Annotated in this window: 24 protein-coding genes and 2 pseudogenes; 11 read left to right on the top strand and 15 right to left on the bottom strand. The window is 58.9% G+C overall.

The annotated features are described in order from the left end of the window. Entirely contained in the window at window positions 1-780 is a 780-nt protein-coding gene (locus ROS217_RS24040; protein ID WP_157046551.1) for a hypothetical protein, read from the top strand. 41 nt (window positions 781-821) lie between these two features. On the opposite strand, the gene ROS217_RS24640 is transcribed toward ROS217_RS24040, so the two are convergent. Further along, window positions 822-1,022, bottom strand: coding sequence for a DUF6471 domain-containing protein (locus ROS217_RS24640; protein ID WP_009816599.1), 201 nt, complete (start codon window positions 1,020-1,022; stop codon window positions 822-824). A gap of 126 nt (window positions 1,023-1,148) precedes the next feature. On the opposite strand from ROS217_RS24640, the gene ROS217_RS05040 reads away from it, so the two are divergent. Then, window positions 1,149-2,111, top strand: a complete 963-nt coding sequence (locus ROS217_RS05040) for an IS1595-like element ISRssp2 family transposase (RefSeq protein ID WP_009816598.1) — start codon at window positions 1,149-1,151, stop codon at window positions 2,109-2,111. A gap of 3 nt (window positions 2,112-2,114) precedes the next feature. Here ROS217_RS05040 and ROS217_RS05035 read toward each other — a convergent pair whose 3' ends face one another. From ROS217_RS05035 to ROS217_RS05025, 3 genes are all read right to left on the bottom strand, one after another. Then, window positions 2,115-2,528, bottom strand: a complete 414-nt coding sequence (locus tag ROS217_RS05035) for a hypothetical protein (protein ID WP_009816597.1) — start codon at window positions 2,526-2,528, stop codon at window positions 2,115-2,117. Beyond that, window positions 2,528-3,067: a hypothetical protein gene (locus tag ROS217_RS24035; RefSeq protein WP_157046550.1), complete on the bottom strand. Its 540-nt coding sequence runs from the start codon at window positions 3,065-3,067 to the stop codon at window positions 2,528-2,530. The genes ROS217_RS05035 and ROS217_RS24035 overlap by 1 nt, the downstream gene beginning before the upstream one ends. A gap of 254 nt (window positions 3,068-3,321) precedes the next feature. After that, complete coding sequence (locus tag ROS217_RS05025) at window positions 3,322-3,630, bottom strand: hypothetical protein (RefSeq protein ID WP_157046549.1); 309 nt, start codon at window positions 3,628-3,630, stop codon at window positions 3,322-3,324. A 159-nt stretch (window positions 3,631-3,789) separates the two neighbouring features. Here ROS217_RS05025 and ROS217_RS23415 point away from each other — a divergent pair. Together ROS217_RS23415 and ROS217_RS05010 are read left to right on the top strand one after the other, a co-directional pair. After that, window positions 3,790-4,564, top strand: a pseudogene (locus tag ROS217_RS23415) (IS5 family transposase). Between the two features lie 29 nt (window positions 4,565-4,593). Beyond that, a pseudogene (locus tag ROS217_RS05010) lies at window positions 4,594-4,860 on the top strand (response regulator); the annotation flags it as partial. Here the strand turns inward: ROS217_RS05010 and yaaA are convergent. The 3 genes from yaaA to ROS217_RS04995 all read right to left on the bottom strand — a co-directional run bounded on the left by yaaA (window position 4,845) and on the right by ROS217_RS04995 (window position 8,045). Then, on the bottom strand, window positions 4,845-5,609 hold the full coding sequence (gene yaaA / locus ROS217_RS05005) for a peroxide stress protein YaaA (RefSeq protein ID WP_009816593.1): 765 nt from the start codon (window positions 5,607-5,609) through the stop codon (window positions 4,845-4,847). The pseudogene ROS217_RS05010 and the gene yaaA sit on opposite strands and share 16 nt — an antisense overlap. A 32-nt stretch (window positions 5,610-5,641) precedes the next feature. Continuing rightward, on the bottom strand, window positions 5,642-7,678 hold the full coding sequence (gene recQ / locus ROS217_RS05000) for a DNA helicase RecQ (protein ID WP_009816592.1): 2,037 nt from the start codon (window positions 7,676-7,678) through the stop codon (window positions 5,642-5,644). A gap of 79 nt (window positions 7,679-7,757) precedes the next feature. Further along, window positions 7,758-8,045: a YggT family protein gene (locus ROS217_RS04995; RefSeq protein ID WP_009816591.1), complete on the bottom strand. Its 288-nt coding sequence runs from the start codon at window positions 8,043-8,045 to the stop codon at window positions 7,758-7,760. A 130-nt stretch (window positions 8,046-8,175) separates the two neighbouring features. Here ROS217_RS04995 and ROS217_RS04990 point away from each other — a divergent pair, with 130 nt between their 5' ends. Genes ROS217_RS04990 through mepA form a run of 3 tightly spaced genes read left to right on the top strand, consistent with a single transcriptional unit; the run spans window position 8,176 to window position 11,065 of the window. Then, the gene (locus ROS217_RS04990; protein ID WP_009816590.1) at window positions 8,176-8,721 is read left to right on the top strand and encodes an acyl-CoA thioesterase; all 546 of its coding nucleotides are present in this window, start codon (window positions 8,176-8,178) and stop codon (window positions 8,719-8,721) included. 56 nt (window positions 8,722-8,777) lie between these two features. After that, on the top strand, window positions 8,778-10,157 hold the full coding sequence (locus ROS217_RS04985) for an MFS transporter (protein ID WP_009816589.1): 1,380 nt from the start codon (window positions 8,778-8,780) through the stop codon (window positions 10,155-10,157). Next, window positions 10,142-11,065, top strand: a complete 924-nt coding sequence (mepA, locus tag ROS217_RS04980) for a penicillin-insensitive murein endopeptidase (RefSeq protein ID WP_009816588.1) — start codon at window positions 10,142-10,144, stop codon at window positions 11,063-11,065. Before ROS217_RS04985 ends, mepA begins: the two co-directional genes overlap by 16 nt. A 343-nt stretch (window positions 11,066-11,408) precedes the next feature. Here mepA and ROS217_RS04975 read toward each other — a convergent pair whose 3' ends face one another. Together ROS217_RS04975 and ROS217_RS04970 are read right to left on the bottom strand one after the other, a co-directional pair. Then, window positions 11,409-11,855 carry a GNAT family N-acetyltransferase gene (locus ROS217_RS04975; RefSeq protein ID WP_009816587.1) on the bottom strand — a complete coding sequence of 149 codons (447 nt, stop codon included), beginning with the start codon at window positions 11,853-11,855 and terminating at the stop codon, window positions 11,409-11,411. After that, a complete protein-coding gene (locus tag ROS217_RS04970; protein WP_009816586.1) occupies window positions 11,852-13,831 on the bottom strand; it encodes a methylmalonyl-CoA mutase family protein in 1,980 nt (659 codons plus the stop codon). Before ROS217_RS04970 ends, ROS217_RS04975 begins: the two co-directional genes overlap by 4 nt. A gap of 334 nt (window positions 13,832-14,165) precedes the next feature. Here ROS217_RS04970 and ROS217_RS24030 point away from each other — a divergent pair, with 334 nt between their 5' ends. The 4 genes from ROS217_RS24030 to ccrA all read left to right on the top strand — a co-directional run bounded on the left by ROS217_RS24030 (window position 14,166) and on the right by ccrA (window position 18,161). After that, window positions 14,166-14,864 carry a helix-turn-helix domain-containing protein gene (locus ROS217_RS24030; protein WP_009816585.1) on the top strand — a complete coding sequence of 233 codons (699 nt, stop codon included), beginning with the start codon at window positions 14,166-14,168 and terminating at the stop codon, window positions 14,862-14,864. After that, window positions 14,845-15,243: a hypothetical protein gene (locus tag ROS217_RS23140; protein WP_157046548.1), complete on the top strand. Its 399-nt coding sequence runs from the start codon at window positions 14,845-14,847 to the stop codon at window positions 15,241-15,243. Before ROS217_RS24030 ends, ROS217_RS23140 begins: the two co-directional genes overlap by 20 nt. 119 nt (window positions 15,244-15,362) lie before the next feature. Next, window positions 15,363-16,736, top strand: a complete 1,374-nt coding sequence (locus ROS217_RS04960; protein ID WP_009816583.1) for a 1-acyl-sn-glycerol-3-phosphate acyltransferase — start codon at window positions 15,363-15,365, stop codon at window positions 16,734-16,736. Between the two features lie 138 nt (window positions 16,737-16,874). Further along, window positions 16,875-18,161, top strand: a complete 1,287-nt coding sequence (ccrA, locus tag ROS217_RS04955) for a crotonyl-CoA carboxylase/reductase (protein ID WP_009816582.1) — start codon at window positions 16,875-16,877, stop codon at window positions 18,159-18,161. Between the two features lie 71 nt (window positions 18,162-18,232). On the opposite strand, the gene yihA is transcribed toward ccrA, so the two are convergent. The 6 genes from yihA to ROS217_RS04925 form a co-directional block, all read right to left on the bottom strand. Beyond that, window positions 18,233-18,883, bottom strand: a complete 651-nt coding sequence (gene yihA, locus ROS217_RS04950; RefSeq protein ID WP_009816581.1) for a ribosome biogenesis GTP-binding protein YihA/YsxC — start codon at window positions 18,881-18,883, stop codon at window positions 18,233-18,235. Continuing rightward, window positions 18,883-19,626: an MOSC domain-containing protein gene (locus ROS217_RS04945; RefSeq protein ID WP_009816580.1), complete on the bottom strand. Its 744-nt coding sequence runs from the start codon at window positions 19,624-19,626 to the stop codon at window positions 18,883-18,885. Before ROS217_RS04945 ends, yihA begins: the two co-directional genes overlap by 1 nt. Further along, a complete protein-coding gene (gene yidC / locus ROS217_RS04940) occupies window positions 19,623-21,458 on the bottom strand; it encodes a membrane protein insertase YidC (RefSeq protein ID WP_009816579.1) in 1,836 nt (611 codons plus the stop codon). Before yidC ends, ROS217_RS04945 begins: the two co-directional genes overlap by 4 nt. Before the next feature lie 112 nt (window positions 21,459-21,570). Next, window positions 21,571-23,082, bottom strand: a complete 1,512-nt coding sequence (locus ROS217_RS04935) for a putative bifunctional diguanylate cyclase/phosphodiesterase (protein WP_157046547.1) — start codon at window positions 23,080-23,082, stop codon at window positions 21,571-21,573. 41 nt (window positions 23,083-23,123) lie between these two features. Further along, window positions 23,124-23,993, bottom strand: a complete 870-nt coding sequence (gene ttcA, locus ROS217_RS04930; RefSeq protein ID WP_009816577.1) for a tRNA 2-thiocytidine(32) synthetase TtcA — start codon at window positions 23,991-23,993, stop codon at window positions 23,124-23,126. A 264-nt stretch (window positions 23,994-24,257) separates the two neighbouring features. Then, the gene (locus ROS217_RS04925; RefSeq protein ID WP_009816576.1) at window positions 24,258-24,440 is read right to left on the bottom strand and encodes a hypothetical protein; all 183 of its coding nucleotides are present in this window, start codon (window positions 24,438-24,440) and stop codon (window positions 24,258-24,260) included. Window positions 24,441-24,571 lie beyond the last annotated feature (131 nt).

Genomic DNA, 24,571 nt, shown 5'->3' with positions numbered 1-24,571 from the left:
ATGATTAGCACATTGGCACTATGCGTTGCGGTTTCCATTTGTGATTTGGAAGATAGGAACAACAGCCATGTTTTCCCTGTTTATAGTTTTCACTCTGTGATTAACGCTTCCAAACTCGCGAATAACACCGTCATTCTTGAAAACCGTTTTGCTGGAAATACACACGTAAACCGTGAACGAAACGTACCCCTTCACCTCGAACGGCTCCGCGAAAAGAATATCGACATTCTTTTTGTCCCCGCTCGCAATATCACCAATCTGCTTTGGCTTAGAAAAGAGGTCAACCGAGATATCCGCCTCCACTCTGACGTCAGTTACGCGGAGATTCACATTTCTGGCCGGAGAGTTACCGCTGTTGTGGATAGTAAGCCTTACATAATTATGGCCTTCACGTCCGGGCCTTCCATTTCGGAAGTATTTTGCACCAGTGATACTAAGATATGCCCTAGTTTGCGCTTGGCCGATTTCCCTGGTGTCAGTGGCCATTCTTTGGGTGGCCTTGAGGGTTTGCCAAACAAAGATTACACCAAGGCCAGTAATCAAGGCCACTATTACAGTGGCTACAAGCATCCAAAAAGCCCACAGGGCCATTTCCGTTTGGGCCTCAAGGTCATCCTGAGCGCGTTGGTCCTCGTTGGTGGAGTTTATAATTTCGGCTACGCATTTAGAAAAATTGGACAGGTCACTAATGAGGCAGGATTGCTCTATTTGATTAGTGGCATGTGCGGCATAGCGGCTGGTGTGATAGGCATTCTTGGCTTTGGTTTCGCCCAATTTTAGACCAGTAGCATAGACGCCCCATCCAATCGCTAAAATTACTGCTAGTCCAAGTGTAACTGATATGATCCAATAGCGTTTAGGCATTGCAACATAAACGCCGCCGAAAACTTCCCTCGGGATAGCTTGTTGCGGACGTTCACTTCCTTTTCACTGATTCCAATATTTGCCAGCTTTTCAACTAGCTGAGCATAAGTCACGCCTTTCCGCTTCAGCTCTGCTTTTAGAAGGTTTGCGGCCTTCATTTCCCATTCCGTTTGTGTCGGCATGTATCACCTTTATGTTTAAAAGTATCATATTTATTACTTATGCCCTTGCATGGGATACGTCAACGCACTATATACGTTACATAAGAAACGGATGTAGTGACAATGGCCCAGCATTTTCTTCTCTCAGCAGCATCACGCACACTCAGCCTTCGCCAGATCTACAAGGCAGGCGAAGACGCGGCTTACCAGACGTTCTGCGAAATGCGCTGGTCTGAGACAAATGGCGAGGCAGTTTGCCCGCGGTGTTCGAACCATGAGACCTACAAGATCACCACGCGCCGCAAGTTTAAGTGCAAGGCATGCGCGCACCAATTCAGCGTGACGAGCGGCACGATCTTTGCCAGCCGCAAGATGGATTTTGTAGACCTTCTGGCCGCGATCTGCATCATCGTGAATGGGGCCAAGGGCGTTTCCATGATCCAGCTTTCCCGCGATCTGGACTGCCAATACAAGACCGCTTTCGTTCTGGCGCACAAACTGCGCGAGGCAATGGCGCAAGAGGTCCAGACAGGCGAAGTGCTGCAAGGCCACGTCGAGATTGATGGCGCATACTTTGGCGGCCATATTCGCCCTGAGAACGCCAAGGCAGACCGCAAGGACCGCCGCTTGAAAGCACACCAGACCGGCAAGCGCCGCGTGGTTATCGCCATGCGTGAGCGCACTGGCCGCACCCTGCCCGTTGTAGGCATGTCTGAGGCCGAAGGCGTTGCACTGGCAAACGAGAACGTGTGCCGCATGGCCACCATGTCAGCCGATGAGGCAAGCCATTGGGATGAGTTGCACATGGGCTGGTCGGTTGACCGCGTGAACCACAGTGAGATTTACAGCGACCACGGCAAGCACACCAACATGGTTGAAAGCTATTTCTCGCGCCTGCGCCGCATGGTGACAGGCCAGCATCACCACGTTAGCCCGCAATACCTTTACCAGTATGCGAACCACGCTGCATGGCTTGAGGACAACCGTCGCTTTGACAACGGCGAACTGGCACACCGTCTGGTGTCTAACGCAATGGACGCGCCAGTTAGCCGTAATTGGAAAGGGTATTGGCAGCGCGCGGCTTAATGTTCACGCTGCCATTTTATATTCTGACACATCGAGCGTCACGTTGTCGCTTTCTGACAACTTATAAGCTTTCTTGTACGCAGACCTCTTCGCGTTATCCGAAATTAGGGCATCGCCAAATTGGGAAACAAGAGCAATGAAGATGTCACGGACATGAACGAAGTCACTGTCGGTGAGTTGAAGCGTGGGCTTTATTTTTTTAAGAAATACGTTCTTCAAGCCCTTTAGCCGGAAACCCACCATCTCCCCGTCTTCATCATAAGTTATTGTCAAAAACTGATCTATACGATCCGAAATTGTAAGGGTATCCCGTTGTACATAGTCGATGTAATCCATGCTGGGGAAATACACGGCTACTTTAGAAAACTCCTTGCCTTCAACGGGCTGGAAGTCCGTCGATTCAACATGTTTTGTCATTACAGCCTCCAAACTTGCACCTTGTATCTGACTTCTGCCTCATAAGGAACGGTTGGCGCGTTTTCGTCGTTCTTTACCCATTCCCACGAAAGGATCATACCACTTGAGCCAGCAGATGTCTCTTGCTTATAACGACGAACATAGCAAGCGAAAACGGCATTTTTAGGACTTGGGCATGATTTTGCAACGCAAACCATATGCGGTACATACCTATAGAAAGTACTCGGGCTGGATATAAAAACATACACCTCTTCTCCATTGTCGGACCCATCAATTGGTCGCTCCAATCCACGGTAAACCGCATGAGAGGCCAGCATACCTTTCAGAACAACCTTTCTGCCATCTTCGTGATATCCAATATTGTTTACGGGCGGCGCGCACCCTTTAACACACGTCCAAAAATCCATTAAGGATTGTCGGCGCAAGTGGATTGCGTTTTGCTTCACCCAAGATGCTGAAACATCAAGCTTCATCATTTCATTTTGATCATCAAAATGAGGTGCCGCAATTGTGTAATCTTCTATCTCAGCGAAAACCATGCTCGATTATTCCTTGTTGATGGGGTTATCGAGCATTGACTGTTTGTCCATTCTGTGGGACATATGTTGTGTGTTTGCGTTGCTCGACAACGTGGTTTAGAGGGGGTCCGCTAGAATTAGCGTGACCCCTTCCTTTTGACCATAGGGCATGTGCCGCTCAGAGTCCATAGAAGGGCAACTGGAGTTGCGTCTTTTAAATTCGGGGAATGGGTAGTCAAAAAAAGAAATCGGCACTGTGCGGGCCTCTCTGGCTCTCATATGGGAAATTGCGAAGTTCCCCATAGCGCTCCGTTACGTTCCACCCAGCCTTTGCGCCGCAGATTGTGCAGCGCCTGATACATGCGCCCGCGCGCTTCCTCATAGGTCATATCAGTGACTGATGCGGCATAGAGCGACACTTCCTTGCCAGTCTTAGGACCGCTGCGCAGAGCGTCCATTGCCAGTATCGACGTATCACGCCTCTGAGCGATCTTGCGGGGAACTGCATGCGCAGACAGATCAACACCGCGCATCACAAGCAACGCCTCTACATGCTCCAGACCGTCTAGGCTGTCGCGGATCATCTGCGCTCGAAGGTGCAGCAATGCGTTTGTGACTGTCTTATCCAACATACCCGCATTGTGATTCACATGGGCGCGAAAATCAGCTAGGCAGCACACTCATTAATTCTTGTTTAGAAGCATAAGTTTGTGATTCACTCTCGCACAAAACTGGGCGGGAGAATGCAAATGGCGCGATCAGATATGAGCGATCTGGAATGGGAGTTCATCAAAGCTGTCTTGCCCAACAAAACACGTGGCAAGAAGCGGGTTGATGACCGCCGCGTGATCAACGGCATTTTCTACGTCCTGCGCACCGGCATCCCTTGGGCTGATCTACCAGAGCAATACGGCCCACCGACCACGGTCTACAACCGCTTCAACCGGTGGAGCTATGCAGGCCACTGGGACCGGATCATGGAGGCCATCGCCGACGCGCATAACGTTGACATGGTGATGGTCGACGGGACCAGCGTGCGTGCGCATCATTCCGCCACCACGCTCAAAAAAAGACCCACGCCGCTGTTTAGGTCGTTCACGGGGCGGATTAGGGACGAAAATACATGCACTTACCAATCAGGATGGGCTGCCGATCCGATATGAATTGACACCCGGTCAAGCCCATGACGCGCCGCCGTGCAAGACGCTACTGGACAACTTGCAACCTGGACAACATGTGCTCGCGGATAAAGCATATGACGCAGACTGGATCAGGGATATGATCTGGGAACAGGGGGCTATCGACGTGATCCCTCCCAAGGCCAACCGTAAACTACCCGCCGAATTTGATGCTGAAATCTACCGGGAACGCAACAAAATCGAGCGCTTCTTTGGCAGGCTGAAAGCCTCGTTCCGCCGTATCGCAACCCGATACGAGAAGACCTCACGCAATTTCCTGTCGATGATCAAACTGGCATCGATCAGGCTGTGGATCGAGTTTTATGAGTCGGCTGCCTAGATTGTTGGTGCGTTTGATACATAAGGCCGGACATTTCCATGCCGGAAATGGATGGCAAGGAGGCCACGCGCGCCATTCGCGGGATTGAGGCGCAGAGTGGGCGGCATGTGCCCATCGTGGCGATGACCGCCCATGCGATGACCGGGGATGACGCGCAAATTCTGGCGGCCGGGTTGGATCACTATATGACCAAACCGCTGCGCAAGGAGATGATCCTTGCTCACATCATTGCCGCTTGCCCCAAAGGCGCACGCGCGCCTGAGGGGGCGGTTGAGCCGGTTCAGGCGGTCGGGTGATCGCGCAGGAACACCGGCTGATCGGGTTTTGACAGGCTGGCGTCATGGCGATAGCCACCGCTGTCAAAGTCAAGGATCGCATCGGGATCTGTCAGGCGGTGCTGGATGATGAACCGCGCCATCGCCCCGCGCGCACGTTTCGCGTAAAAGCTGACGATCTTTGGCGTGCCTGCCTTGTCCTCCATGAAAACCGGCGTGACGACCCGCAGGGTCAGCGCAGCGCGATTCACCGCGCCGAAGTATTCCTGGCTGGCACAGTTGATGAGCGTCTCGGTGCCAAGGGTTTGGGCCTGTGTATTCAGAGCCTCGGAAATCTGCGCGCCCCAATAGTCATAGAGCGTCTTGCCACGCGCGGTTTTCAACCGGCTGCCCATTTCGAGGCGATAGGGCTCTATCGCGTCAAGTGGGCGCAGAACACCGTAGAGCCCGGACAGAATGCGGAAATGCTCCTGCGCCCAGGCCATTTCCTCGGGGTCGAGCGACCCGGCCTCGAGCCCCTGATAGGTGTCGCCAGCAAAGGCAAGCGCGGCGGGTTTTTCCGCCATCTGCCCGAAATCGGCAAAGCGGTTGACGTTGAGGCGCGCAAGACTCTCGCTGATATGCATCAGCTTTTGCAGGTCGCCCACGTTCAGCCCCTGCGCCACCTGCGCCAACTCCCCGGCCTCGTGGGTGAATTGGGGCCGGGTGGGCGTGATCCCCTCGACCGGGGTCATATCCAGTTTCTTGGCGGGGGAGACGACGACGAGCATTCAATGATCCTTTGTGCAGCGCTTTGCGTGATCTAGGACGCGGCGTGCAGAACGTCCAGAAAGGCAGCGCCAAAACGGTCGGCATATTTTTCGCCGAGCAAGCGCTGCATCTCTTGCGCGGTGCGGGGTTTCTGGCTGGCGACTTTGGCGACCAATGACGCAGAGCAACTGAGGGGGCGGTCGATGCCGGTCTCGCCCCGGCTCAGATCGGCCTGTGCCTGCATCAGCCGGTCGTAAACCTCGCCTGCGGTGCTGCCGGCGAGTTTGCGGCGCGTGGGATGCACGGGATCGGCCGCCCCGGTGATCACTTCGAGGAATTCCGCGCCATACCGCTCTAGTTTCTTCGCGCCGACGCCGCTGATCCGGGCCATTTGATCGAGCGTTTCGGGTCGGGTTTCGGCCATCTCGATCAGCGTCCGGTCGTTGAAGACGATATAGGCGGGGACGCTGGCGGCCTCTGCCAATGCACGTCGCTTGGCCTTGAGGGCCGAGAGGAGTGGTGCGTCTTCGTCTGACACAAGGGCACGCACGGCGGGGCGCGGGGTGTGGTTGATCGTGTCGCGGCGCAGGGTGACGCTGTCTTCGCCGCGCAGGATCGGGCGGGCGGTCTCTGTCATCACGAGCGCGCCATGGCGTTCGCGATCCGGGCGGATCAGGTCGCGCCCCATCATCTGACGAAAGACGCCTTGCCAACCGCGTTTGTCCATGTCGCGCCCGACGCCAAAGGTGGGGAGCGTCTCATGCCCACGTTGGCGTATTTTGTCGGTGGCGGTGCCGGTGAGAATGTCGATCAGATGGCCTGCGCCAAAGCTCTCGCCGGTGCGCAGGATCGCCGAGAGCGCCTTGCGCACCGACTCGGTGCCGTCAAAGGTTTCGGGCGGGGTGTCGCAGAGATCGCAATTGCCGCAAGGGGTGGCGGTCTCTCCGAAATAGCGCAAGAGCGTGGCGCGGCGGCATTCCAAGGCCTCGGCCAGACCCAGAAGGGCGTTGAGCCGCCCGTGATCGGCCATGCGCCGGTCGGGCGGGGCCAAGCCTTCGTCGATCTGCGAGCGGCGCAGGCGGATGTCATCGGGGCCAAAGAGCGTCAGCGTTTCGGCAGGCGCGCCATCGCGCCCGGCGCGACCAATTTCCTGATAATAGCCTTCGATGGACTTGGGCAGGTCGGCATGCGCGACCCAGCGGATATCCGGCTTGTCCACGCCCATGCCAAAGGCGACGGTGGCCACGACAATCAGCCCATCCTCGCTGCTGAAGCGCCCTTCGACGACGCGCCGGGCCTCGGCCTCCATCCCGCCGTGATAGGCGCAGGCGGAATGCCCGGCGTCCAAGAGCGCGCGGGCGAGGGTTTCGGTCTTGGCGCGGGTGCCGCAGTAGACGATGCCCGACTGCCCCTTGCGGGCGGCGGCGAAGGCCATGATCTGCGCGCGCGGATTATCCTTGGCGGCAAAAGCCATGTGGATGTTGGGCCGGTCAAAGCCTTGCAAGAAAATCTGCGGTGCCTGCCCGTCAAACAGTTTCTCGACGATTTCGTCGCGGGTTTCGGCATCGGCGGTGGCGGTAAAGGCGGCAAGCGGCACGTTGAGCGCGCGGCGCAACTCGCCGATGCGCAGATAATCGGGGCGGAAATCATGGCCCCACTGGCTTACGCAATGGGCCTCATCGACGGCGATGAGGCCCACACCGATGCGGCGCAGCATGCCAAGCGATGACCCCGCCGCAAGCCGTTCCGGTGCGATATAGAGCAGGCGCAGGCGCCCCGCCTCAAGCGCCTGCCAAACCTCGGCGGTTTCTTCCTCGGTGTTGCCGGAGGTGAGGGCACCCGCCTCGACGCCTGCGGCTTTGAGAGCGCGGACCTGATCGCGCATCAGGGCAATGAGGGGGGATATGACAACCGTTACACCCTCGCGCATCAGCGCAGGGATCTGAAAACACAGGGATTTTCCACCCCCCGTGGGCATGATGGCCAGCGTGTTGCAGCCGGTGGCGACGGTGTGAATGATCTCTTCTTGCCCGGGACGAAAGGCATCGAATCCGAACACATCGCGCAAAAGCGTGGCAGCGCCTGGCATGGGAGTTTCCTGTAAGATTTATCTATCTGCTCTTACAGAAAGTTTTTCATACTAAGATTCGGTGAACAAGCCCCGGACATCAGTAAAATGCGGCAGCGTTGTTGATCAGCACGATCCGCAGCGCATAGACCGCAACCAGAACAACCAGCGGGGCCAGATCAATGCCGGACATCGGCGGCAGGATGCGGCGGACGCGGCTATAGATCGGTTCCAGCAGGCGATTGAGACCATACCAGACCTGCGCCACGAATTGCTGCCGCAGGTTCAAGACCTGAAAATTGATCAGCCATGACATGATCACATGCGCGATGATGAAGAACCAAAGGATATCGAGCAGGAGCATCAGGATTTGGAAAAGCGATTGCATGGGTGGGCGTCCTCTGGGGGCTGAGCCACTATGACCTATTAAACGCCATCGCAAAGCGCAAGTCTGACGCGTGGTCGCGGTTGACGCCTGCTGGCGGGGATGCCAAGCCGCCCGGTGAAGGAGAATGCCGATGTATCCCGTTCTGCGCCTGATGTGGCAGTTGTTTCTCTATCGCAAATCCCCGCGCCTGCCGCTGACGGGAATGCATGTGTCGCACCATATCTGCATGCCATGGGACATTGACCTGTGGCGCGAGTTGAACAATGGGCGGACGCTCACGATTTTTGATCTGGGGCGGATACCGCTGGCGGGGCGTGTGGGGCTGATTGGCGCGCTCAAACGCAATCGCTGGGGGCTGGCGATTGCCGGGGCGAGTGTGCGCTATCGCCGCCGGATTACCATGTTCGAGCGGATCGAGATGCGCTCTCGGTTGCTGTCATGGGATGATAAATTCGTCTATGTCGAGCAATCCATGTGGAAGGCGTCGGGTGAATGTGCCAACCACATCCTGCTGCGTTCCGCCATCACGGGGCGCGACGGGATCATTGCGCCGGATCGCGTGGTGGCCGAAATAGGACAGGACATGAGCGCGCCCGCCATGCCTGATTGGGCCGCCGCCTGGGTTGCGGCGGAGTCCACACGTCCCTGGCCGCCCATGCAGGATGCTCAGGAATAGCTTGCGCAAACGGCGCAACGGTTGTCATATCCCTTTGAAACCAAAGGGGTTGGGGCATGACAGGCGTATCGCGGCGCAAGCGGATCTGGGGCTGGTATTTCTTTGACTGGGCGAGTCAGCCGTATCACACCCTGCTGGTGACCTTTGTCTTTGGACCTTATTTTGCCACGGTCGCGTCCGAGTATTTCATCGGAACGGGTCTTGCTGAAGACGTGGCGGATGCTCGTGCTCAGGCGATGTGGTCGTGGTGTCTGACGGTGACGGGGCTGATCATCGGGCTGGGCGCGCCGATCATGGGGGCCTTTGCCGATACCTCGGGGCGGCGGTTGTCGTGGATTATCGTGTTTTCCATGATGTATGTCGTGGGGGCCACGGCGGTCTGGGGCACGATGCCGGACGGATCGAACCTCTGGTGGGGGCTGATGGCCTTTGGGTTCGGGTTCATCGGCGCGGAATACGCGCTCATTTTCATCAATTCGCAGCTTCCCTCCTTGGGGACAGCGGAGGAGGTCGGAAACCTGTCCGGTTCCGGCTTTGCCTTTGGCTATGTCGGCGGGGTGGTGTCGCTCTTGATTGTTCTGGCGCTGTTTGTCGAGCAATCGAACGGCAAAACGCTGATCGGGCTTGATCCGGCCTTTGGGCTGGATGCCACGCTGCGTGAAGGCACGCGGGCGGTGGGGCCGTTCACGGCGCTGTGGTATTTGATCTTCATGGTGCCCTATTTCCTCTGGGTGCGTGACACCGGCCCCAAGGGGCATGGCCGGGGCGTGTCGGATGCCCTTGCGACCTTGCTCATGACCCTCAAGAGCTTGCGGTACCGGCTGAGTCTGAGCACCTATCTGGGATCGTCGATGTTCTACCGCGACGCGCTCAACGGGCTCTATGGCTTTGGCGGGACCTATGCCATTCTGGTGCTGAACTGGTCGATCACCTCTGTCGGCGTGTTCGGGATCATCGGTGCGATTGCCGGGGCGGTGTTTAGCTGGGTCGGAGGCAAGGCGGACAAGCGGTTTGGCCCCAAGCCCGTGATCAAAGTGGCGATCTGGGCGCTGATGGCGGTTTGCGTCATTGTTGTGGGCATGGACCGGAGCCAGATTCTAGGGGTGCCGCTGGCCGACGGGTCCAAGCTGCCGGACGTGGTTTTTTTCGGCTGTGGCGTGCTGATCGGTGGCTTTGGCGGGGTGTTGCAATCGGCCAGCCGGTCGCTGATGGTGAGGCACACAGATCCAGCCTTACCCACTGAAAACTTTGGGCTTTATGGTCTTTCAGGACGGGCGACGGCGTTCATGGCTCCGGCGTTGATCGGGATGGTGACAACGCTGAGCGGGTCGGCGCGCATCGGGGTGTCACCGGTGATTTTGCTTTTCGTGATTGGCCTCGTTCTGTTACGTTGGGTCAAGGCGGAAGGGGACAAGGACACATGGGTCGGATCATAGTCATCAGCGCGCTTGTGCTTGGGTTGGCAAGCTGTACGCCGTCCAAACCAGAACCCGAGCCAGCCGGTATCCTGTCGAGCCAGAGTATCCCGGCGGCGATGCAAGGGGTTCAGGCCAAGCGACTGTTCGGCGCTGAGGCGCGCGGGTCTGAACACAGTCCCGCAGCCTATGGCAGCTATGCCAAGGGCTGTCTGGCAGGGGGTGTCGCCTTGCCCGAGACCGGACCGACTTGGCAGGCGATGCGGCTCAGCCGAAACCGAAATTGGGGGCACCCGGAAACCATTGATCTTGTTCAAAAACTGTCGCGCGTCGCGGCGCAGCAGCCGGGGTGGAGCGGCCTGTATGTGGGGGATATCAGCCAGCCGCGCGGCGGGCCGATGCTGACCGGGCATGCCAGTCACCAGATGGGGCTGGACGCGGACATTTGGCTGAGACCGGCAGACAATCTCAATCTGACGGCGGTTCAGCGAGAAAATATCTCTTCGATTTCAATGCAAAGGGCGAATGGCGCCTATACCAACAGCAGCTGGACCCGCACCCATCACGAGATTGTCAAAGCTGCCGCGAAAGACCCACGCACAGCGCGAATTTTTATCTTTGCCGGTGCCAAGGTGCAGATGTGCAGGGATGAACAAGGCGGTGACAGAGCGTGGTTGGGCAAGGTGCGACCATGGTACGGGCATCACTATCATTTCCACGTCAGGCTGAATTGCCCTTCTGGGGCAAGGGGTTGCGTACCGCAGGATGCGCCGCCATCGGGGGATGGCTGTGCCGAAGCGGAACAGTGGGTGCGTAATATTCTGAATCCACCGCCGCCTGATCCCAACGCGCCCAAGCCTGTGCCCAAGCGGGAATTGACCATGGCGGATCTGCCCGGACAGTGCGTGGCGGTGTTGCAGGCTGATTAAATCAGCATGCTGCGGATTATTTTGCATGGACCACATGATTTTGTTTTGACAACCGCAAAATCTGTGGCAACCTGTGGATAAGTTCAACAAGCGAAAGGAGGTGGTCCAGTGTCTACAGAGGGATTGGAGCGAGGTGTCGGAACAGTTTGGGAGATGATCGCCTAGGGCAGCCCCGAGGCGAAAGCCAACCAGATTGGTGCGCCTAACCGGCCCACCTCCGCGACTTCTAGAGGGCCGTTTCCGCGAGGAGCGGCCCTTTTGAATGTGCAGTTCTATAAGGTTTGTGAGGGTGTGTTGTAACGTCGGATGTCGCGCTCATCCACGCGGCCCTGTCCTGACAGAGTCAGCGGGAATATTTGATGAACGGCGTCACAGTGGCGATGCGATCGTAAAGCTGGCGCGCGGTGGTGTTGAACTCTTGCGTCATCCAATAGACCGCCGGGCGGCCATCGGCATCGGCGCGGGCATAGACCGCCTCGATCAGCGCGCGGCCAATACCAAGACCCCGCGCCTCGGGGGCGGCGTAGAGATCCTGAAGGTAGCAGACCTGTTCGACGCGCCAGTTATGGGCGTGGTAGATGTAATGCACCAGACCCACGGCGCGCCCATCGAGAAGTGCGATCAGCCCGTTCTGATCGGGATGATCGGGCGAGAGGAGCCGGGCAAAGGTCGTGTCATAGACCGTTTCCGGCAGGGTGGTTTCATAGAAATCGAGATAGGCACGCCAGAGGTCGCCCCAAGCGGGGCGATCAGCGGCTTCTATTGGGCGGATGGTGAGGGCGGCGGTCATTCCGCCGCGACCGCCTGCGGATCGACCAGGGTAACGATATCCATCATGATGGTGTTCAGCTCGAAATCCTTGGGCGTATAGACGCGGGCCACGCCCATTTCGCGTAGGCGGCGGGCGTCATCCTCGGGGATGATGCCGCCGACGATCACCGGCACGTCGCCAAGGCCAGCCGCGCGCATCCGCTCCATCAGATCCTCGACCAGCGGCATATGGCTGCCTGAGAGGATCGAGAGGCCGACGACATGGGCGCGGTCCTCGAGTGCGGCGTTGACGATCTGTTCCGGGGTGAGGCGGATGCCCTCATATCCGATGTCCATGCCGCAATCGCGGGCGCGGCAGGCGATCTGCTCGGCCCCGTTTGAGTGACCGTCGAGACCGGGCTTGCCCACGAGGAATTTGAGGCGGCGACCAAGCCGGTCCGAGACCGCGCTGACGGCATTGCGAATGTCATCCAGCCCTTCCGTCCGGTTCGAGGGGTTGGCGGAGACGCCAGTCGGCCCGCGGTATTCGCCAAAGACGGCGCGCATCTGGGCCGCCCATTCGCCTGTTGTGACACCGGCGCGGGCGCAGGCGATGGAGGGTTCCATCACATTGCGTCCCTCGGCGGCGGCGGCGCGCAGGGCGGCAAGGGTCGATGTGACGGCCGCGGTGTCGCGAGCGCGGCGCCAGTCAGCGAGGCGGCCGATTTGTTCAGCCTCGACCGCAGGATCGACGGTCATGATGCCGCCATCCTCGGTTTGCAGGGGCGAGGGTTCGCCCGTCTGCCAACGGTTCACGCCGACGACGACGGTCTCGTTGCGCTCGATCCGGCCAAGGCGGTCGGCGTTCGAGTCCACGAGGCGGGATTTCATGTAGTCGATGGCGGAGACAGCGCCGCCCATGCTGTCGAGATTGGCGAGTTCATGGCGTGCGCCGTCCTTGAGCGCCTCGACCTTGGCATCGACAGCGGGGTTGCCATCAAAAAGGTCGTCAAATTCCAAGAGGTCGGTTTCATAGGCGAGGATCTGTTGCATGCGCATCGACCATTGCTGATCCCAGGGGCGCGGCAGGCCGAGCGCCTCGTTCCAGGCGGGCAATTGCACCGCGCGGGCGCGGGCGCGTTTCGAGAGGGTGACGGCCAGCATTTCGATCAGGATGCGGTAGACGTTATTCTCGGGCTGCTGTTCGGTGAGGCCAAGGGAATTGACCTGCACGCCGTACCGGAAGCGGCGGAATTTGGCATCCGCGATCCCGTAGCGGTCGCGCAGGATTTCATCCCAGAGATCGACAAAGGCGCGCATCTTGCACATTTCGGTGACAAAGCGGATGCCGGCGTTGACGAAGAAGGAAATCCGCGACGCCAGCGCCGGGAAATCAGAGGCGGGGACGCGGGGGCGCAATTCGTCGAGCACGGCGATGGCGGTGGCAAGGGCAAAGGCCAATTCCTGTTCCGGTGTGGCACCTGCCTCTTGCAAATGATAGGAACAGACGTTCATCGGGTTCCATTTGGGGACATGGGTATAGCAGTATTCGGCCACGTCACCGATCATCCGCAGGCTGGGTGCGGGCGGGCAGATATAGGTGCCGCGGCTGAGATATTCCTTGATGAGATCGTTTTGCACCGTGCCTTGCAGGGCGGTGACATCGGCCCCCTGTTCCTCGGCCACGGCGATGTAGAGCGCGAGGAGCCAAGGGGCGGTGGCGTTGATCGTCATCGAGGTGTTCATCTGGTCGAGCGGGATATCCGCGAAAAGCGTGCGCATGTCGCCCAAGTGACAGACCGGCACACCCACCTTGCCCACTTCGCCTTTGCTGAGGATATGGTCGCTGTCATAGCCCGTCTGGGTGGGCAGGTCGAAGGCCACCGAGAGGCCGGTCTGCCCCTTGGCGAGATTGGCGCGGTAGAGCGCGTTGGATTTCTCGGCGGTGGAATGGCCCGCATAGGTGCGGATGAGCCAAGGCTTGTCCTTGGGGCGGTCTTGCTGCGGCTGCGACATATGGGGCCTCGTGAATCAGGGTGCGCAATTTTGTTACGTTGAGAGGCAGGGTATAGGCAAGAAGGTTGCGCTGTCAATTCGCTGCGTTGCGGCATGAGGGGTGGGATGTTTGCGGGGACAGGTTCAGACTGATTTAACCTATCGGGAGGATACTATAGGGCACGACAGGCGGGCAGGAGAGATGGATCACCTCTATTATGGCGACAACTTGGGCGGGCTGTGCGATAGTATCAAAGGGAAATGTTGGATGCCGTATGCGGCTTGCTTAATTGAACGATATGATTATTTCTACCTATGCCAGCCTTTGTAGCGCTGTGACCAAGGAAACACCGTAATGGCACTCGATGGATCAATCTTTGGGGAAGGCATTTATAAGCCGCGCGAAGCAGCTCGGTTAATTGGAGCTAATCCGCAAGATATTATTCGTTGGACACGCGGTAGTGGAGTAAACGAGCCCATTTGGACTGCTCATTACCAGTTTATTGAAGATTCGAGTGAGATTTCTTTCCTTGACCTAGTCGAACTACGCGTAGTCCGCGCTTTGAGGTCGAACGGGATTTCACTTCAGGCAATTCGCTATGCGATAAATTTTGCAAAAGAAAAGTTCTCTATCGAGCGTCCTTTGTCCGCGTTAACTTTCAAAACTGATGGCCCAGAAATTCTCGTCGATGCCCTCGAGAATGATGGAGATTTAGTCAGTCTTTCAAGAAAGCGCCCAGGTCAAAAAGTATTCAAAAAGATCATCGACCAATCTGTGTCTGGCCTTGAGTATGATGGTAAGACGCCGAGTAGATGGCGTCCAGAAACCGCAAAACATGTGGTTATTGATCCCAGCCGTGCTTTCGGCTCGCCATTGATCGATGAAGCAGGAGTTTCCACTCAGATTCTTTACCGGGAATGGGACAGGCATCGTGATTTCAAGTATATAGGGCGCATCTACGACCTTGATGTAAGCCTAGTGCGCGATGCTGTTCAATATGAACAGCGTTTGACAGAAGCTGAAAGTGCAGTAGTTGGTCAAAGTATTATTTGACCACAATATGCCACCCCTAATCGCAAGGGCATTGCACGAGATTGTGTCTCTTGACGGACACGCAGCATACGCTCTGAAAGATAGATTTCCTGTAACCATCACTGACATCGAACTGTATCAACATCTTGGGCGAGCAGGTGAATGGGTCGTAATTTCTAAGGATGTTGCACAAGCTAAACGGCCGCCTGAGCGTGCGGCAATACTCAACTCTGGCGTGGTCGCAATATTTTTAGCCCCTTCAGTCGAGAAACTTCCTGTGTATCAACAGGCGGCTACGATCCTTTGGCAGTGGGGTGCGATCATCAGGCAGCGGGAGACACAAGCGAATGGATTATTTTTGTTACCTATGAACAAGGGGTCTAAGTTTCGAAGCCTGTGACCAACCTAAGCAAGGTATAGGTTCATTTTGATTTTAAGCGTAAGTGTCACAGCCTGCTTCCTTTGCGCGACAGTGCACCAGCCATTTACCAAAACCCGAAATCCTGATTTGGTGAGACCATGGGACAGACCGTGGAAATGCCCCTCTGGGTGCTGGTGTTGCTGGTGGGGTTTGCGGCCGTCACCTTTGCCAGTCATTTTCTCTTTCCCTCGGTGCGGTGGTTTCTGCGGCGCAGGTTGGAGCGGGTGGTGGCGCGGCTGAACACGCGGTTGCAGCGCCCGATTGAGCCGTTCAAGCTGGCGCGGCGCTATGACATGATCCAGCGCTTGATCTATGATCCCGAGGTGAGCCGCGCGATTGCCGCCCATGCGCAGGCCGAGGGCATCCCCGAGAACGTGGCCTTTGAGCAGGCCAAGCGCTATGCGCGCGAAATCGTGCCGAGCTTTTCCGCCACCGCCTATTTCGGCATTGCGATCCGTCTGGCGAAATGGCTGAGCCGGTCGCTCTATCGCGTGCGGTTGGGGCATTTCGACGAGGCGGCGCTGGCGGCGGTGGACCGTGAGGCGACGGTGGTGTTCGTGATGAACCATCGCAGCAATATGGATTATGTGCTGGTGACATGGCTCGCGGCGGAGCGGTCAGCGCTGAGCTATGCGGTGGGGGAATGGGCGCGGGTCTGGCCGCTGAGCCGGTTGATCAAGGCGATGGGGGCCTATTTCATCCGGCGCAAATCGCGGGGCGATCTCTATCGGCGGGTACTGGCGCGCTATGTGGGCATGGCCACGGATGGCGGCGTGACGCAGGCGATGTTTCCCGAAGGCGGGCTGAGCCTAAGCGGAGCATTGCAGCAGCCCAAGCTGGGATTGCTGAAATATCTGGTTGAGGAGCGCAGCCCCGGTGGGCGTGACGTGGTCTTTGTGCCGGTCGCGATCAATTATGATCGGGTGTTTGAGGATCGGCTGTTGGTGGCGGCAGGAGAGGCGGGCGGGCGAAAGTTTCCGGCGCGGATCAGTGTGGTGACGGGGTTCGTGCTGCGACAGCTTTGGTTGCGGCTGCGCGGGCGGTATCATCGCCACGGCTATGCGGCGGTAAGTTTTGGTGCGCCGATGTCGCTGGCGGAGTTTGAGCGTGATCATCCGGCGGCCGGGCTCAAGGGGCTCGCGCGGGCCCTGATGGCGCGGATCGGCGCAGAGGTGCCGGTGTTGCCGGTGCCCCTGGTGGCGCGGGCACTGATGCGGGCCGAGGGGCCGCTGACGCGCGACGGGTTGGATGCGGCGCTGGCGTGCATGCTGAAAGAGGCACCGCGCGCGCATGTGCATCTGCCGCGCAAGGATTTGTGCCATGCCGCGCGGTTTGGCATTCAGGTGCTGCGGAAACGCGGTATGATAGAAGAGCACAATGGAGCCTTTGAGGTGACCGAGGCGGAGCGCGCGGTTGTGGCCTATTATGCAGCGTCGATTGACCATCTCTTTCGCGAGCGCAGCGGGGAGTGAGAGGACTTTCTGCACCCGCTCGGTTATAAAATTACAAAATTGATCCAAATGCTATTGCAATATTACCAAGCGGTTTGTATTCCGGGGCAGACGCGCGCGATTCTGCATCGCGGCAATTGCTGAGACAGGAGGTTTAACATGGCTCTGGATACCAAAACGGGCATCGCGCCCTATGACGCACCCGAGAAAGACCTCTATGAGGTCGGTGAGATGCCACCTTTGGGCTATGTCCCCAAGCAAATGTACGCCTGGGCCATTCGCCGCGAGCGGCATGGCGAGCCGGATGTATCGTTTCAGAAAGAGGTGGTCGATGTCTGGGATATCGACAGCCAGGAGGTTCTGGTTCTCGTGATGGCGGCGGGCGTCAATTACAACGGCGTCTGGGCCGGCCTGGGCCAGCCGATCAGCCCCTTTGACGTGCATGGGCAGGACTATCACATCGCCGGGTCCGATGCCGCAGGGATCGTGTGGAAGGTGGGCGACAAGGTCAAGCGCTGGAAGGTCGGCGATGAGGTGGTGATCCACTGCAACCAGGACGACGGCGACGATGAGGATTGCAACGGCGGTGATCCGATGTTTTCGCCCACACAGCGGATCTGGGGCTATGAGACCGGCGACGGGTCTTTTGCGCAGTTCACTCGCGTGCAGGCGCAGCAATTGATGCCGCGACCCAAGCATCTGACATGGGAAGAGAGTGCCTGCTATACGCTGACGCTCGCCACCGCCTATCGGATGCTGTTCGGCCACGCGCCGCATGATCTCAAGCCCGGTCAGAATGTGCTGGTCTGGGGGGCGTCGGGCGGTCTGGGCTCTTATGCGATCCAATTGGCGAATACGGCGGGGGCCAATGCGATTGGCGTCATCTCGGATGAGAGCAAGCGGCAATTCGTGCTGGATCAGGGGGCCAAGGGCGTCATCAATCGCAAGGATTTCAATTGCTGGGGTCAACTGCCCAAGGTGAATACGCCGGAGTATAACGACTGGCTCAAGGAAGCGCGCAAGTTCGGCAAGGCGATCTGGGAGATCACCGGCAAGGGTGTCAGCGTTGATATGGTGTTCGAGCATCCCGGCGAGGCGACATTCCCGGTGTCATCGCTGGTCTGCAAAAAGGGCGGCATGGTGGTGATCTGTGCCGGCACGAGCGGGTTCAACTGCACCTTCGACGTGCGCTATATGTGGATGCATCAGAAGCGGTTGCAGGGCAGTCACTTTGCCCATCTCAAGCAGGCGGCGGCGGCCAACAAGCTGATGGTCGAGCGGCGGCTTGATCCCTGCATGTCCGAGGTGTTCCCGTGGGATGAGATCCCGCAAGCGCATGTCAAGATGCTGCGCAACGAGCACAAGCCGGGCAATATGGCGGTGCTGGTGCAGGCACCGCGCACCGGGTTGCGTACGGTCGAGGATGTGATCGAGGCCTCACGTTAAGGCGCGTCCGGTAGAGGGAGGAGCGGCTCGTGGATCAGGAGGGGTCCGCGGGCCGATCTATTTTGCGGCGGTCATTCCAGCGTGGCGATGGTTGCGCGCAGAGTGGCCAGACCCTCGGATTTCTCGCTTGAGGTGAGGATCAGTTCGGGAAAGGCGGCCGGATGGGGCGCGAGTTTGCTGCGCACCTGGTCCAGCACGCGGTCGCGGTCGGCGGCGTTGATCTTGTCCGTCTTGGTCAGCACGCATTGAAAGGTCACGGCGGCGCCATCGAGTAGGGTCATTATCTCTTCGTCCACCGTCTTGATCCCGTGGCGGGCATCGACCAGCACGAAGGCGCGGCGCAGGGTCTGGCGGCCTGACAGGTATTGTTTCAAGAGCGCCTGCCATTTCTGGACCACGGCGAGCGGCGCGTTGGCATAGCCATAGCCGGGAAGGTCCACGAGATAGTGGCTCTCGCCCAGTGCGAAAAAGTTGATTTCCTGCGTGCGGCCGGGCGTGTTCGAGGCGCGGGCCAGAGCCTTGCGCCCGGTGAGGGCGTTGATCAGGCTCGATTTCCCGACATTTGAGCGCCCGGCAAAGCAGACCTCCAGCCGATCGGCAGGCGGCAGGCCAGACATGGCGACGACGCCCTTGACGAACTCAACCGGTCCGGCAAAGAGCTTGCGCCCCTGTTCGGAGGTGAGGTGATCGGGTTCTTCGGAAATGGGGAAGCGCAGTTGCATCACAGCACCTCGAGCCGGTCGTCGAGGGCGATGTCACCGCCGGTGATCACCTCGGCGTAGATGCCGAAATCCTGATGGTCCCAGTTTTTATTAAGGGCCGCCAGCGTATCGAGATCGCGTCGGCCTGTCGCCGGATTGGCCGTGGTGGCCAGACAGCGGCGGATCGCTTCGCGCACAATCATTTCGGCACTGCCGAGGCGCAGCGTCTTGCCGATCAGGTCAAACTCTGCCCAAGGGGCCAGCCCGTCGAGATGGATATTGCAGCGCCAGCGCAGGGGCGAGACATCGGCCCCCATCTTGTCAGCCAGATCGGCGTTGGAGGCAAGATTGAGCAGGCTCACCGACGGGTAATCGGTATCGGTAAAGCCGCGCCCGTCGAGCCGGTAGAGGCGCGTTGGTTGCGTGCTTTCCGCAGGGATCAGGGGGCGCACCCAGTCGAGAAACGCCTGGCTGTCGTGATCGGGACGAAAGGTCAGATCGGGGCGGTCGGGATGGGTGAGGGTGACCGTCTCGGAGGTCTCATCCAGCGCAGCATTGATCGCCATGATCGCGCCAGTTTTGGACCCGCGCGAGAAGTTGACGCAAGGCCCCCATTCGCCGTCAGTCAACCGGGCGATTTCAAGCGCCACGGCCCAGAGGCGGTCGCCGGGCATCGCCTGCCCGGCGGTGAGCGTGACGGCGGTCAGCGCTTCGCGCCCATGGCTCTTGATCGGATGCCGCCAGAGGGCGCGAACCTCTGTCATTTTTTCTTGGGCGTTGCTTTGGGCGCGGGTTCCGGTGCCGGCTTCTTGCGTTTGAAGCTGGAGAGGATATTGCCAAACACGTCCGGTTTATGGCCATGCGAGCGCATGATCACGTATTGCTGGCTGAAAGTGATCACGTTGTTCGCGATCCAGTAGATCACCAGACCCGAGGCAAAGCTGCCCAGCATGAACATGAAGACCCAAGGCATCCAGGCAAAGATCATCTTTTGCGTGGGATCGGTGGGCGATGGGTTCAGCTTTTGTTGCAGCCACATGGACACGCCGAGGCAGAGCGGCAGAATACCAATGAAGATCAGCGCCAAGACTGAGCCCGGCTCTGGAGCCGCCCAGGGCAGAATGCCCCAGAGATTATAGAGCGACGAGGTGTCGGGGGCCGAAAGATCCTTGATCCAGGCCACCCATGGCGCGTGGCGCAATTCGAGCGTGACGAAGATCACCTTGTAGAGCGAGAAGAAGATCGGGATTTGCAACAGGATGGGCAGACAGCCCGCCGCCGGATTGACCTTTTCCCGCTTGTACAGCTCCATCATTTCCTTCTGGAGCTTTTGGCGGTCATCCCCGGCAGTCTCCTTGATCTTCTCCATCTGCGGCTGGAGTTCCTTCATCTTGGCCATGGAGACGTAGGATTTATAGGCCAAGGGCAGCACGAGCGCCTTGATCAGCAGAGTCAGCGCTATGATCGCCCAGCCCATGTTGCCGATGATCGCGTGCAGCCAGTGCAGCGCCGCAAAGATCGGTTTGGTCAGGAAAAAGAACCAGCCCCAGTCGATGGAGTCGAGAAAGCGGTCGACGCCCTGCTCGTTCTGATAGGCGCGAATCGTGGCCCATTCCTTGGCCCCGGCAAAGAGGCGGGTGTCGGCGGACGCGGTTTGACCCGGCTCGACCGTCTGGGTCGGTTGCACGGTTTCGGTCTGAAAGATGCCGCGCTGCGGATCGAATTTGCTCACGGATTTGAATGGGTTGCCCGAGGCGGGGATGAGGGTGGTCATCCAGTAGTGATCCGTAAAGCCGATCCAACCGTTCTCGGTCACTTGCGTCACCTCGGCGGGCGCGCCCTCGCGGGCGTTGAACGGATATTCTTCGACATCGTCATACTTGATTTCCGACAGGGTGCCATCGGCCATCCCGATCAGCCCTTCATGGAGAATGAAGAACTTCTTGAGATCTGCGGGTCGTCCGTGGCGCGCAAGGATGCCGTAGGGCGCAAGGCTCACGGCGCTGGCCCCGGTATTCTCGACCGACTGGCGGACCGAGAACATGAAATCCTCGTCCACGCTGAGTTCGCGGCGGAAGATGAGACCAGCGCCATTGTCCCAAGACAGGGTGATGGGCGAGGTCGGTGTCAGGGTCTCGCCGCTCTCGATTTGCCAGAGCGTGTTGGAACCGGGGACCTGATCGGCGGTCAGACCGGCACCGGGCGCCCAACCGTAGAGGGCGTAATAGGGGGCCTCGCTTCCGACCGGGGCGAGCAGGCGCACGATGTCAGAGGCGGGATCAATCGTTTCGCGATAATTCTTGAGGAAGAGGTCATCGATTCGGCCGCCCTGCAGCGAGATCGTGCCTTGCAGGCTGGGTGTGTCGATGTTCAGGCGCGGGGCGTCCGGCTCTGTTGCGGGGGCCGCTGTCTGGGTTGTGGTCGCATCGGCCGTGCTGTCCGCAACTGGCGCGGGCACGCTCTGTGTGGCGCTCGGGACGGGAGCGTTGGGGTCGACTGCCGGGGACTCCGGGGGGGGGAACATCACGAACCAGACCAGAATCACAAGGAAACTGAGCGCAGTTGCAAAGATTAGGTTCTTGTTCTGATCATCCATCGCCGATGGCCATCCGTCTGTTACATGTCAGGGCGGTTCAACAGAGTGCGGGCCCAAACGTCAAGCGGAATCCGGGAATTTGCGCCGGTCGCGCGGGGATATATCGCAGCGCTCACCCCTTGGCGCGGATAATCCGGGGCAGGTGGGCGAGTTTGGCGCGATGGGCCGCGATCCAATCCGGGGTCGCATCGAGCGGCATCGGGCGACCGATGCCAAAGCCCTGAACATGGCCGCAGCCGAGCTGGGCGAGCATCGCGTGTTCGCCTGCAGTTTCGACCCCTTCGGCCAGAGTGGCGAGGTCCAGCCGTTCCGCCATGGAGAGGATGGCCGCGACCATGCGCTGTTGTTCGGGGTCGCGGTCGATTTTGGTGACAAAGGAACGGTCGATCTTGAGCCGCCCTACAGCAAAGCGTCGGATGGTCGAGATCGAGGCATGGCCGGTGCCGAAATCGTCAAGATCGATCAGGCAGCCCATATCCGCCAGCGCGGCGATGTTGCGGGTAATGACGTCATCGGGTGAGGTGGCAAGGACGGTTTCGAGGATTTCGACCGCCAGTCGGGTGGGCGGCAGATTGCAACGGTCCAGTTCCCATGCGATTTTGTCCGCAAGCTGTGGATTGCGCAGCTCTTCGGGCGAGAAGTTGACGCCGACATGTGGGATGTCGAGGCCAAGATTGTCCCATGTCTGGAGCGCGCGCAGGGCGTTGCTCAGCATGGCATCGCCCAGCACCTCCATCCGACCAGAAGCGGCGAGGAGTGGCAGAAATTCCGCGGGGGTGATGAGGCCGGCGGTGGGATGCTGCCACCGTGCCAGCGCCTCGAATCCGCTGATTTCGCCTGTATTGGTGCAGATTTGTGGCTGAAACCAGCTGATCAACTGGCCGGTCTTGAACGCCTGTTGCAGATCCTCTGCAATGTGCTGCGGCATTTGGACCCTCGCGCGCAGGTCGCGGGAAAAGGCGCGAATCGCGGAAGGCCCATGGCGGCGGGCCTCGTCCAGCGCGGTGAGCGCAGCGTCAAAGAGCGCGTCGCTTGTTTGGGTGGGGGCGTGGGTGGCAGGGCAGAACCCAAGCGAGGCGGAGATATAGACGGTCGTGGCACCCAGCGTGATCGGTTCCTCGACGGCGGATTGCAGGCGGCTGGCGAGCGTGAGGAGCGGCTCCAATTCTAAGGTATTGATCGGAAATAGAAAAATTCCGATGCGGCCTGCGCCGAGGTCAAAGAGCTGATCGGCAGCGCGGAGCGCGCGGGCGAGGCGATCGAGGCTTTGCACTGTGACGCGGTCTGTCGCGGATCGACCGTAACGCTCTGATAAGATGTCATAATCGTCGATCTGGAGGATGAAACAGGCGGTGCGTTGACCCGTGCGGCGCGCCTCTGACAGGGTGCGGTTGAGGTGGGCGCGCATCGCAACGCTGGCACCGTCCCTCTGGGTGCGGGACTGTTGGCCGAAAAGAGTGATTATGATCAATAGGATAGGTGGGGAAAGCAGGAGTGCGGGGAGGCCAAACCACTGCGTTGCAAGGCCCGCCGAGGCGAGAAAGACCAGCGATTTTGGCCCGCGACCGACCTGAGGCAAGTCTGCCAAAAACGCGCCAAACCATTGTTTTGATTTGTAAAACATCCGAAATCCCATAGCCCGGTCTTGAGCCTAGCGCAGAGGGGTTAACGGAGTTTGGGCAATCCCTCGGGATTTGCGTTGGATTTTATCGATTCGGTTGTCAGGCCCGCGAAATCGAAGAGTTTGGGATCGAGCAGATGCGAGGGCCGCGCGTTCATCAGGGCGCGGAACATGACCTGACGACGACCGGGGGCATTCGCCTCCCATCCGTCGAGGATCTGTTTGACCTGTTGGCGTTGCAGCCCGTCTTGCGAGCCGCAGAGATCACAGGGGATGATGGGGTAGTTCATGGCGCGCGAAAACCGCTCGCAATCCACCTCGGCGACATGCGCGAGGGGGCGGTAGAGGAAGAGATCACCCTCCTCATTCACCAGCTTTGGCGGCATGGTGGCGAGCCGCCCGCCATGAAAGAGGTTCATGAAAAAGGTCTCAAGAATGTCGTCGCGGTGATGGCCGAGAACAACCGCCGTGCAGCCTTCTTCGCGGGCGATGCGGTAGAGATTTCCCCTGCGCAAACGGGAACATAGCGCGCAATAGGTGCGCCCGGCGGGCACCTTGTCCATGACGATGGAATAGGTGTCCTGATACTCGATCCGGTGGGGCACCTGCATGCGATTGAGGAAATCCGGCAGGACGGTGGCCGGGAAACCGGGCTGGCCCTGATCAAGATTGCAGGCCAAGAGATCGACCGGCAGAAGGCCGCGCCATTTCAGCTCATGGAGCACCGCAAGGAGGGTATAGCTGTCCTTGCCGCCCGAGAGACAGACAAGCCATTTGCCGCCCGGCTCGATCATGGCATATTGCTCGATCGCCTCGCGGGTGTGGCGGACAATGCGTTTGCGCAGCTTTTTGAATTCGGTGCTGCTGGGCGCCCCGTGAAACAGCGGATGGATCTCTTCGGTCTCGTCTAGCATGGGCTGGCTTTAGGGGTTTTGCGGGGAGCAGGCAAGGGTGTGTGAGGGGCTGTCAAGCGTGCGGTGGGGTAAGGATTGGGCGGGGGGCGAACTCTTTAAAAGGGTCCGGTTCGTTCTCTATCCTAGAACGCGATTGGTACGGTTGTGCGGTTGGACCGTACGTTTTGGGGTAAGGGAGGGGGGCGCTGCCCCCGTCGCTGCAAGCAGCGACTCCCCCGAAGTATTTCGGGCAAGATGAAATGGGGGGTGGGGGGTGAGCCAATGTCAGTCGTAGACCACGCCAGGACCTAGAATCTCGAAGCCCTTAATTTCGAACTCATACATGCCCGATTGGTCAGCCTTTTCGGCCCTGGCCATCAGTTTGCCATCGGAGTCCCGAAACACTGCGTGGGCAGAATGAATTGCCCGATAGCAATGCGTTCCGTCAGGATAGATATACTTCAGCATCACAGGGTCCCCAATTCGGTTTGCGGTTGGTTTGTTGGCGCAAAATGTTTCCCAAATGTTCCAAGCTCAGCGCAACCTGTCAAGGGCCGCTGCGTCCGCATAGCCACCACCCTGTGTCTAAAGCAACGCCG

Source organism: Roseovarius sp. 217, assembly GCF_000152845.1.
GTDB lineage: Bacteria > Pseudomonadota > Alphaproteobacteria > Rhodobacterales > Rhodobacteraceae > Roseovarius.
This window is presented reverse-complemented; position numbering and strand designations above follow the sequence as displayed.

Excerpts from the sequence above, each read along its gene's own strand:
- ROS217_RS24040 (WP_157046551.1), top strand. The coding sequence starts at position 1 with ATGATTAGCACATTGGCACTATGCGTTGCGGTTTCCATTTGTGATTTG.
- ROS217_RS24640 (WP_009816599.1), bottom strand. The coding sequence starts at position 1,022 with ATGAAGGCCGCAAACCTTCTAAAAGCAGAGCTGAAGCGGAAAGGCGTG.
- ROS217_RS05040 (WP_009816598.1), top strand. The coding sequence starts at position 1,149 with ATGGCCCAGCATTTTCTTCTCTCAGCAGCATCACGCACACTCAGCCTT.
- ROS217_RS05035 (WP_009816597.1), bottom strand. The coding sequence starts at position 2,528 with ATGACAAAACATGTTGAATCGACGGACTTCCAGCCCGTTGAAGGCAAG.
- ROS217_RS24035 (WP_157046550.1), bottom strand. The coding sequence starts at position 3,067 with ATGGTTTTCGCTGAGATAGAAGATTACACAATTGCGGCACCTCATTTT.
- ROS217_RS05025 (WP_157046549.1), bottom strand. The coding sequence starts at position 3,630 with ATGATCCGCGACAGCCTAGACGGTCTGGAGCATGTAGAGGCGTTGCTT.
- yaaA (WP_009816593.1), bottom strand. The coding sequence starts at position 5,609 with ATGCTCGTCGTCGTCTCCCCCGCCAAGAAACTGGATATGACCCCGGTC.
- recQ (WP_009816592.1), bottom strand. The coding sequence starts at position 7,678 with ATGCCAGGCGCTGCCACGCTTTTGCGCGATGTGTTCGGATTCGATGCC.
- ROS217_RS04995 (WP_009816591.1), bottom strand. The coding sequence starts at position 8,045 with ATGCAATCGCTTTTCCAAATCCTGATGCTCCTGCTCGATATCCTTTGG.
- ROS217_RS04990 (WP_009816590.1), top strand. The coding sequence starts at position 8,176 with ATGTATCCCGTTCTGCGCCTGATGTGGCAGTTGTTTCTCTATCGCAAA.
- ROS217_RS04985 (WP_009816589.1), top strand. The coding sequence starts at position 8,778 with ATGACAGGCGTATCGCGGCGCAAGCGGATCTGGGGCTGGTATTTCTTT.
- mepA (WP_009816588.1), top strand. The coding sequence starts at position 10,142 with ATGGGTCGGATCATAGTCATCAGCGCGCTTGTGCTTGGGTTGGCAAGC.
- ROS217_RS04975 (WP_009816587.1), bottom strand. The coding sequence starts at position 11,855 with ATGACCGCCGCCCTCACCATCCGCCCAATAGAAGCCGCTGATCGCCCC.
- ROS217_RS04970 (WP_009816586.1), bottom strand. The coding sequence starts at position 13,831 with ATGTCGCAGCCGCAGCAAGACCGCCCCAAGGACAAGCCTTGGCTCATC.
- ROS217_RS24030 (WP_009816585.1), top strand. The coding sequence starts at position 14,166 with ATGGCACTCGATGGATCAATCTTTGGGGAAGGCATTTATAAGCCGCGC.
- ROS217_RS04960 (WP_009816583.1), top strand. The coding sequence starts at position 15,363 with ATGGGACAGACCGTGGAAATGCCCCTCTGGGTGCTGGTGTTGCTGGTG.
- ccrA (WP_009816582.1), top strand. The coding sequence starts at position 16,875 with ATGGCTCTGGATACCAAAACGGGCATCGCGCCCTATGACGCACCCGAG.
- yihA (WP_009816581.1), bottom strand. The coding sequence starts at position 18,883 with ATGCAACTGCGCTTCCCCATTTCCGAAGAACCCGATCACCTCACCTCC.
- ROS217_RS04945 (WP_009816580.1), bottom strand. The coding sequence starts at position 19,626 with ATGACAGAGGTTCGCGCCCTCTGGCGGCATCCGATCAAGAGCCATGGG.
- yidC (WP_009816579.1), bottom strand. The coding sequence starts at position 21,458 with ATGGATGATCAGAACAAGAACCTAATCTTTGCAACTGCGCTCAGTTTC.
- ROS217_RS04935 (WP_157046547.1), bottom strand. The coding sequence starts at position 23,082 with ATGTTTTACAAATCAAAACAATGGTTTGGCGCGTTTTTGGCAGACTTG.
- ttcA (WP_009816577.1), bottom strand. The coding sequence starts at position 23,993 with ATGCTAGACGAGACCGAAGAGATCCATCCGCTGTTTCACGGGGCGCCC.
- ROS217_RS04925 (WP_009816576.1), bottom strand. The coding sequence starts at position 24,440 with ATGCTGAAGTATATCTATCCTGACGGAACGCATTGCTATCGGGCAATT.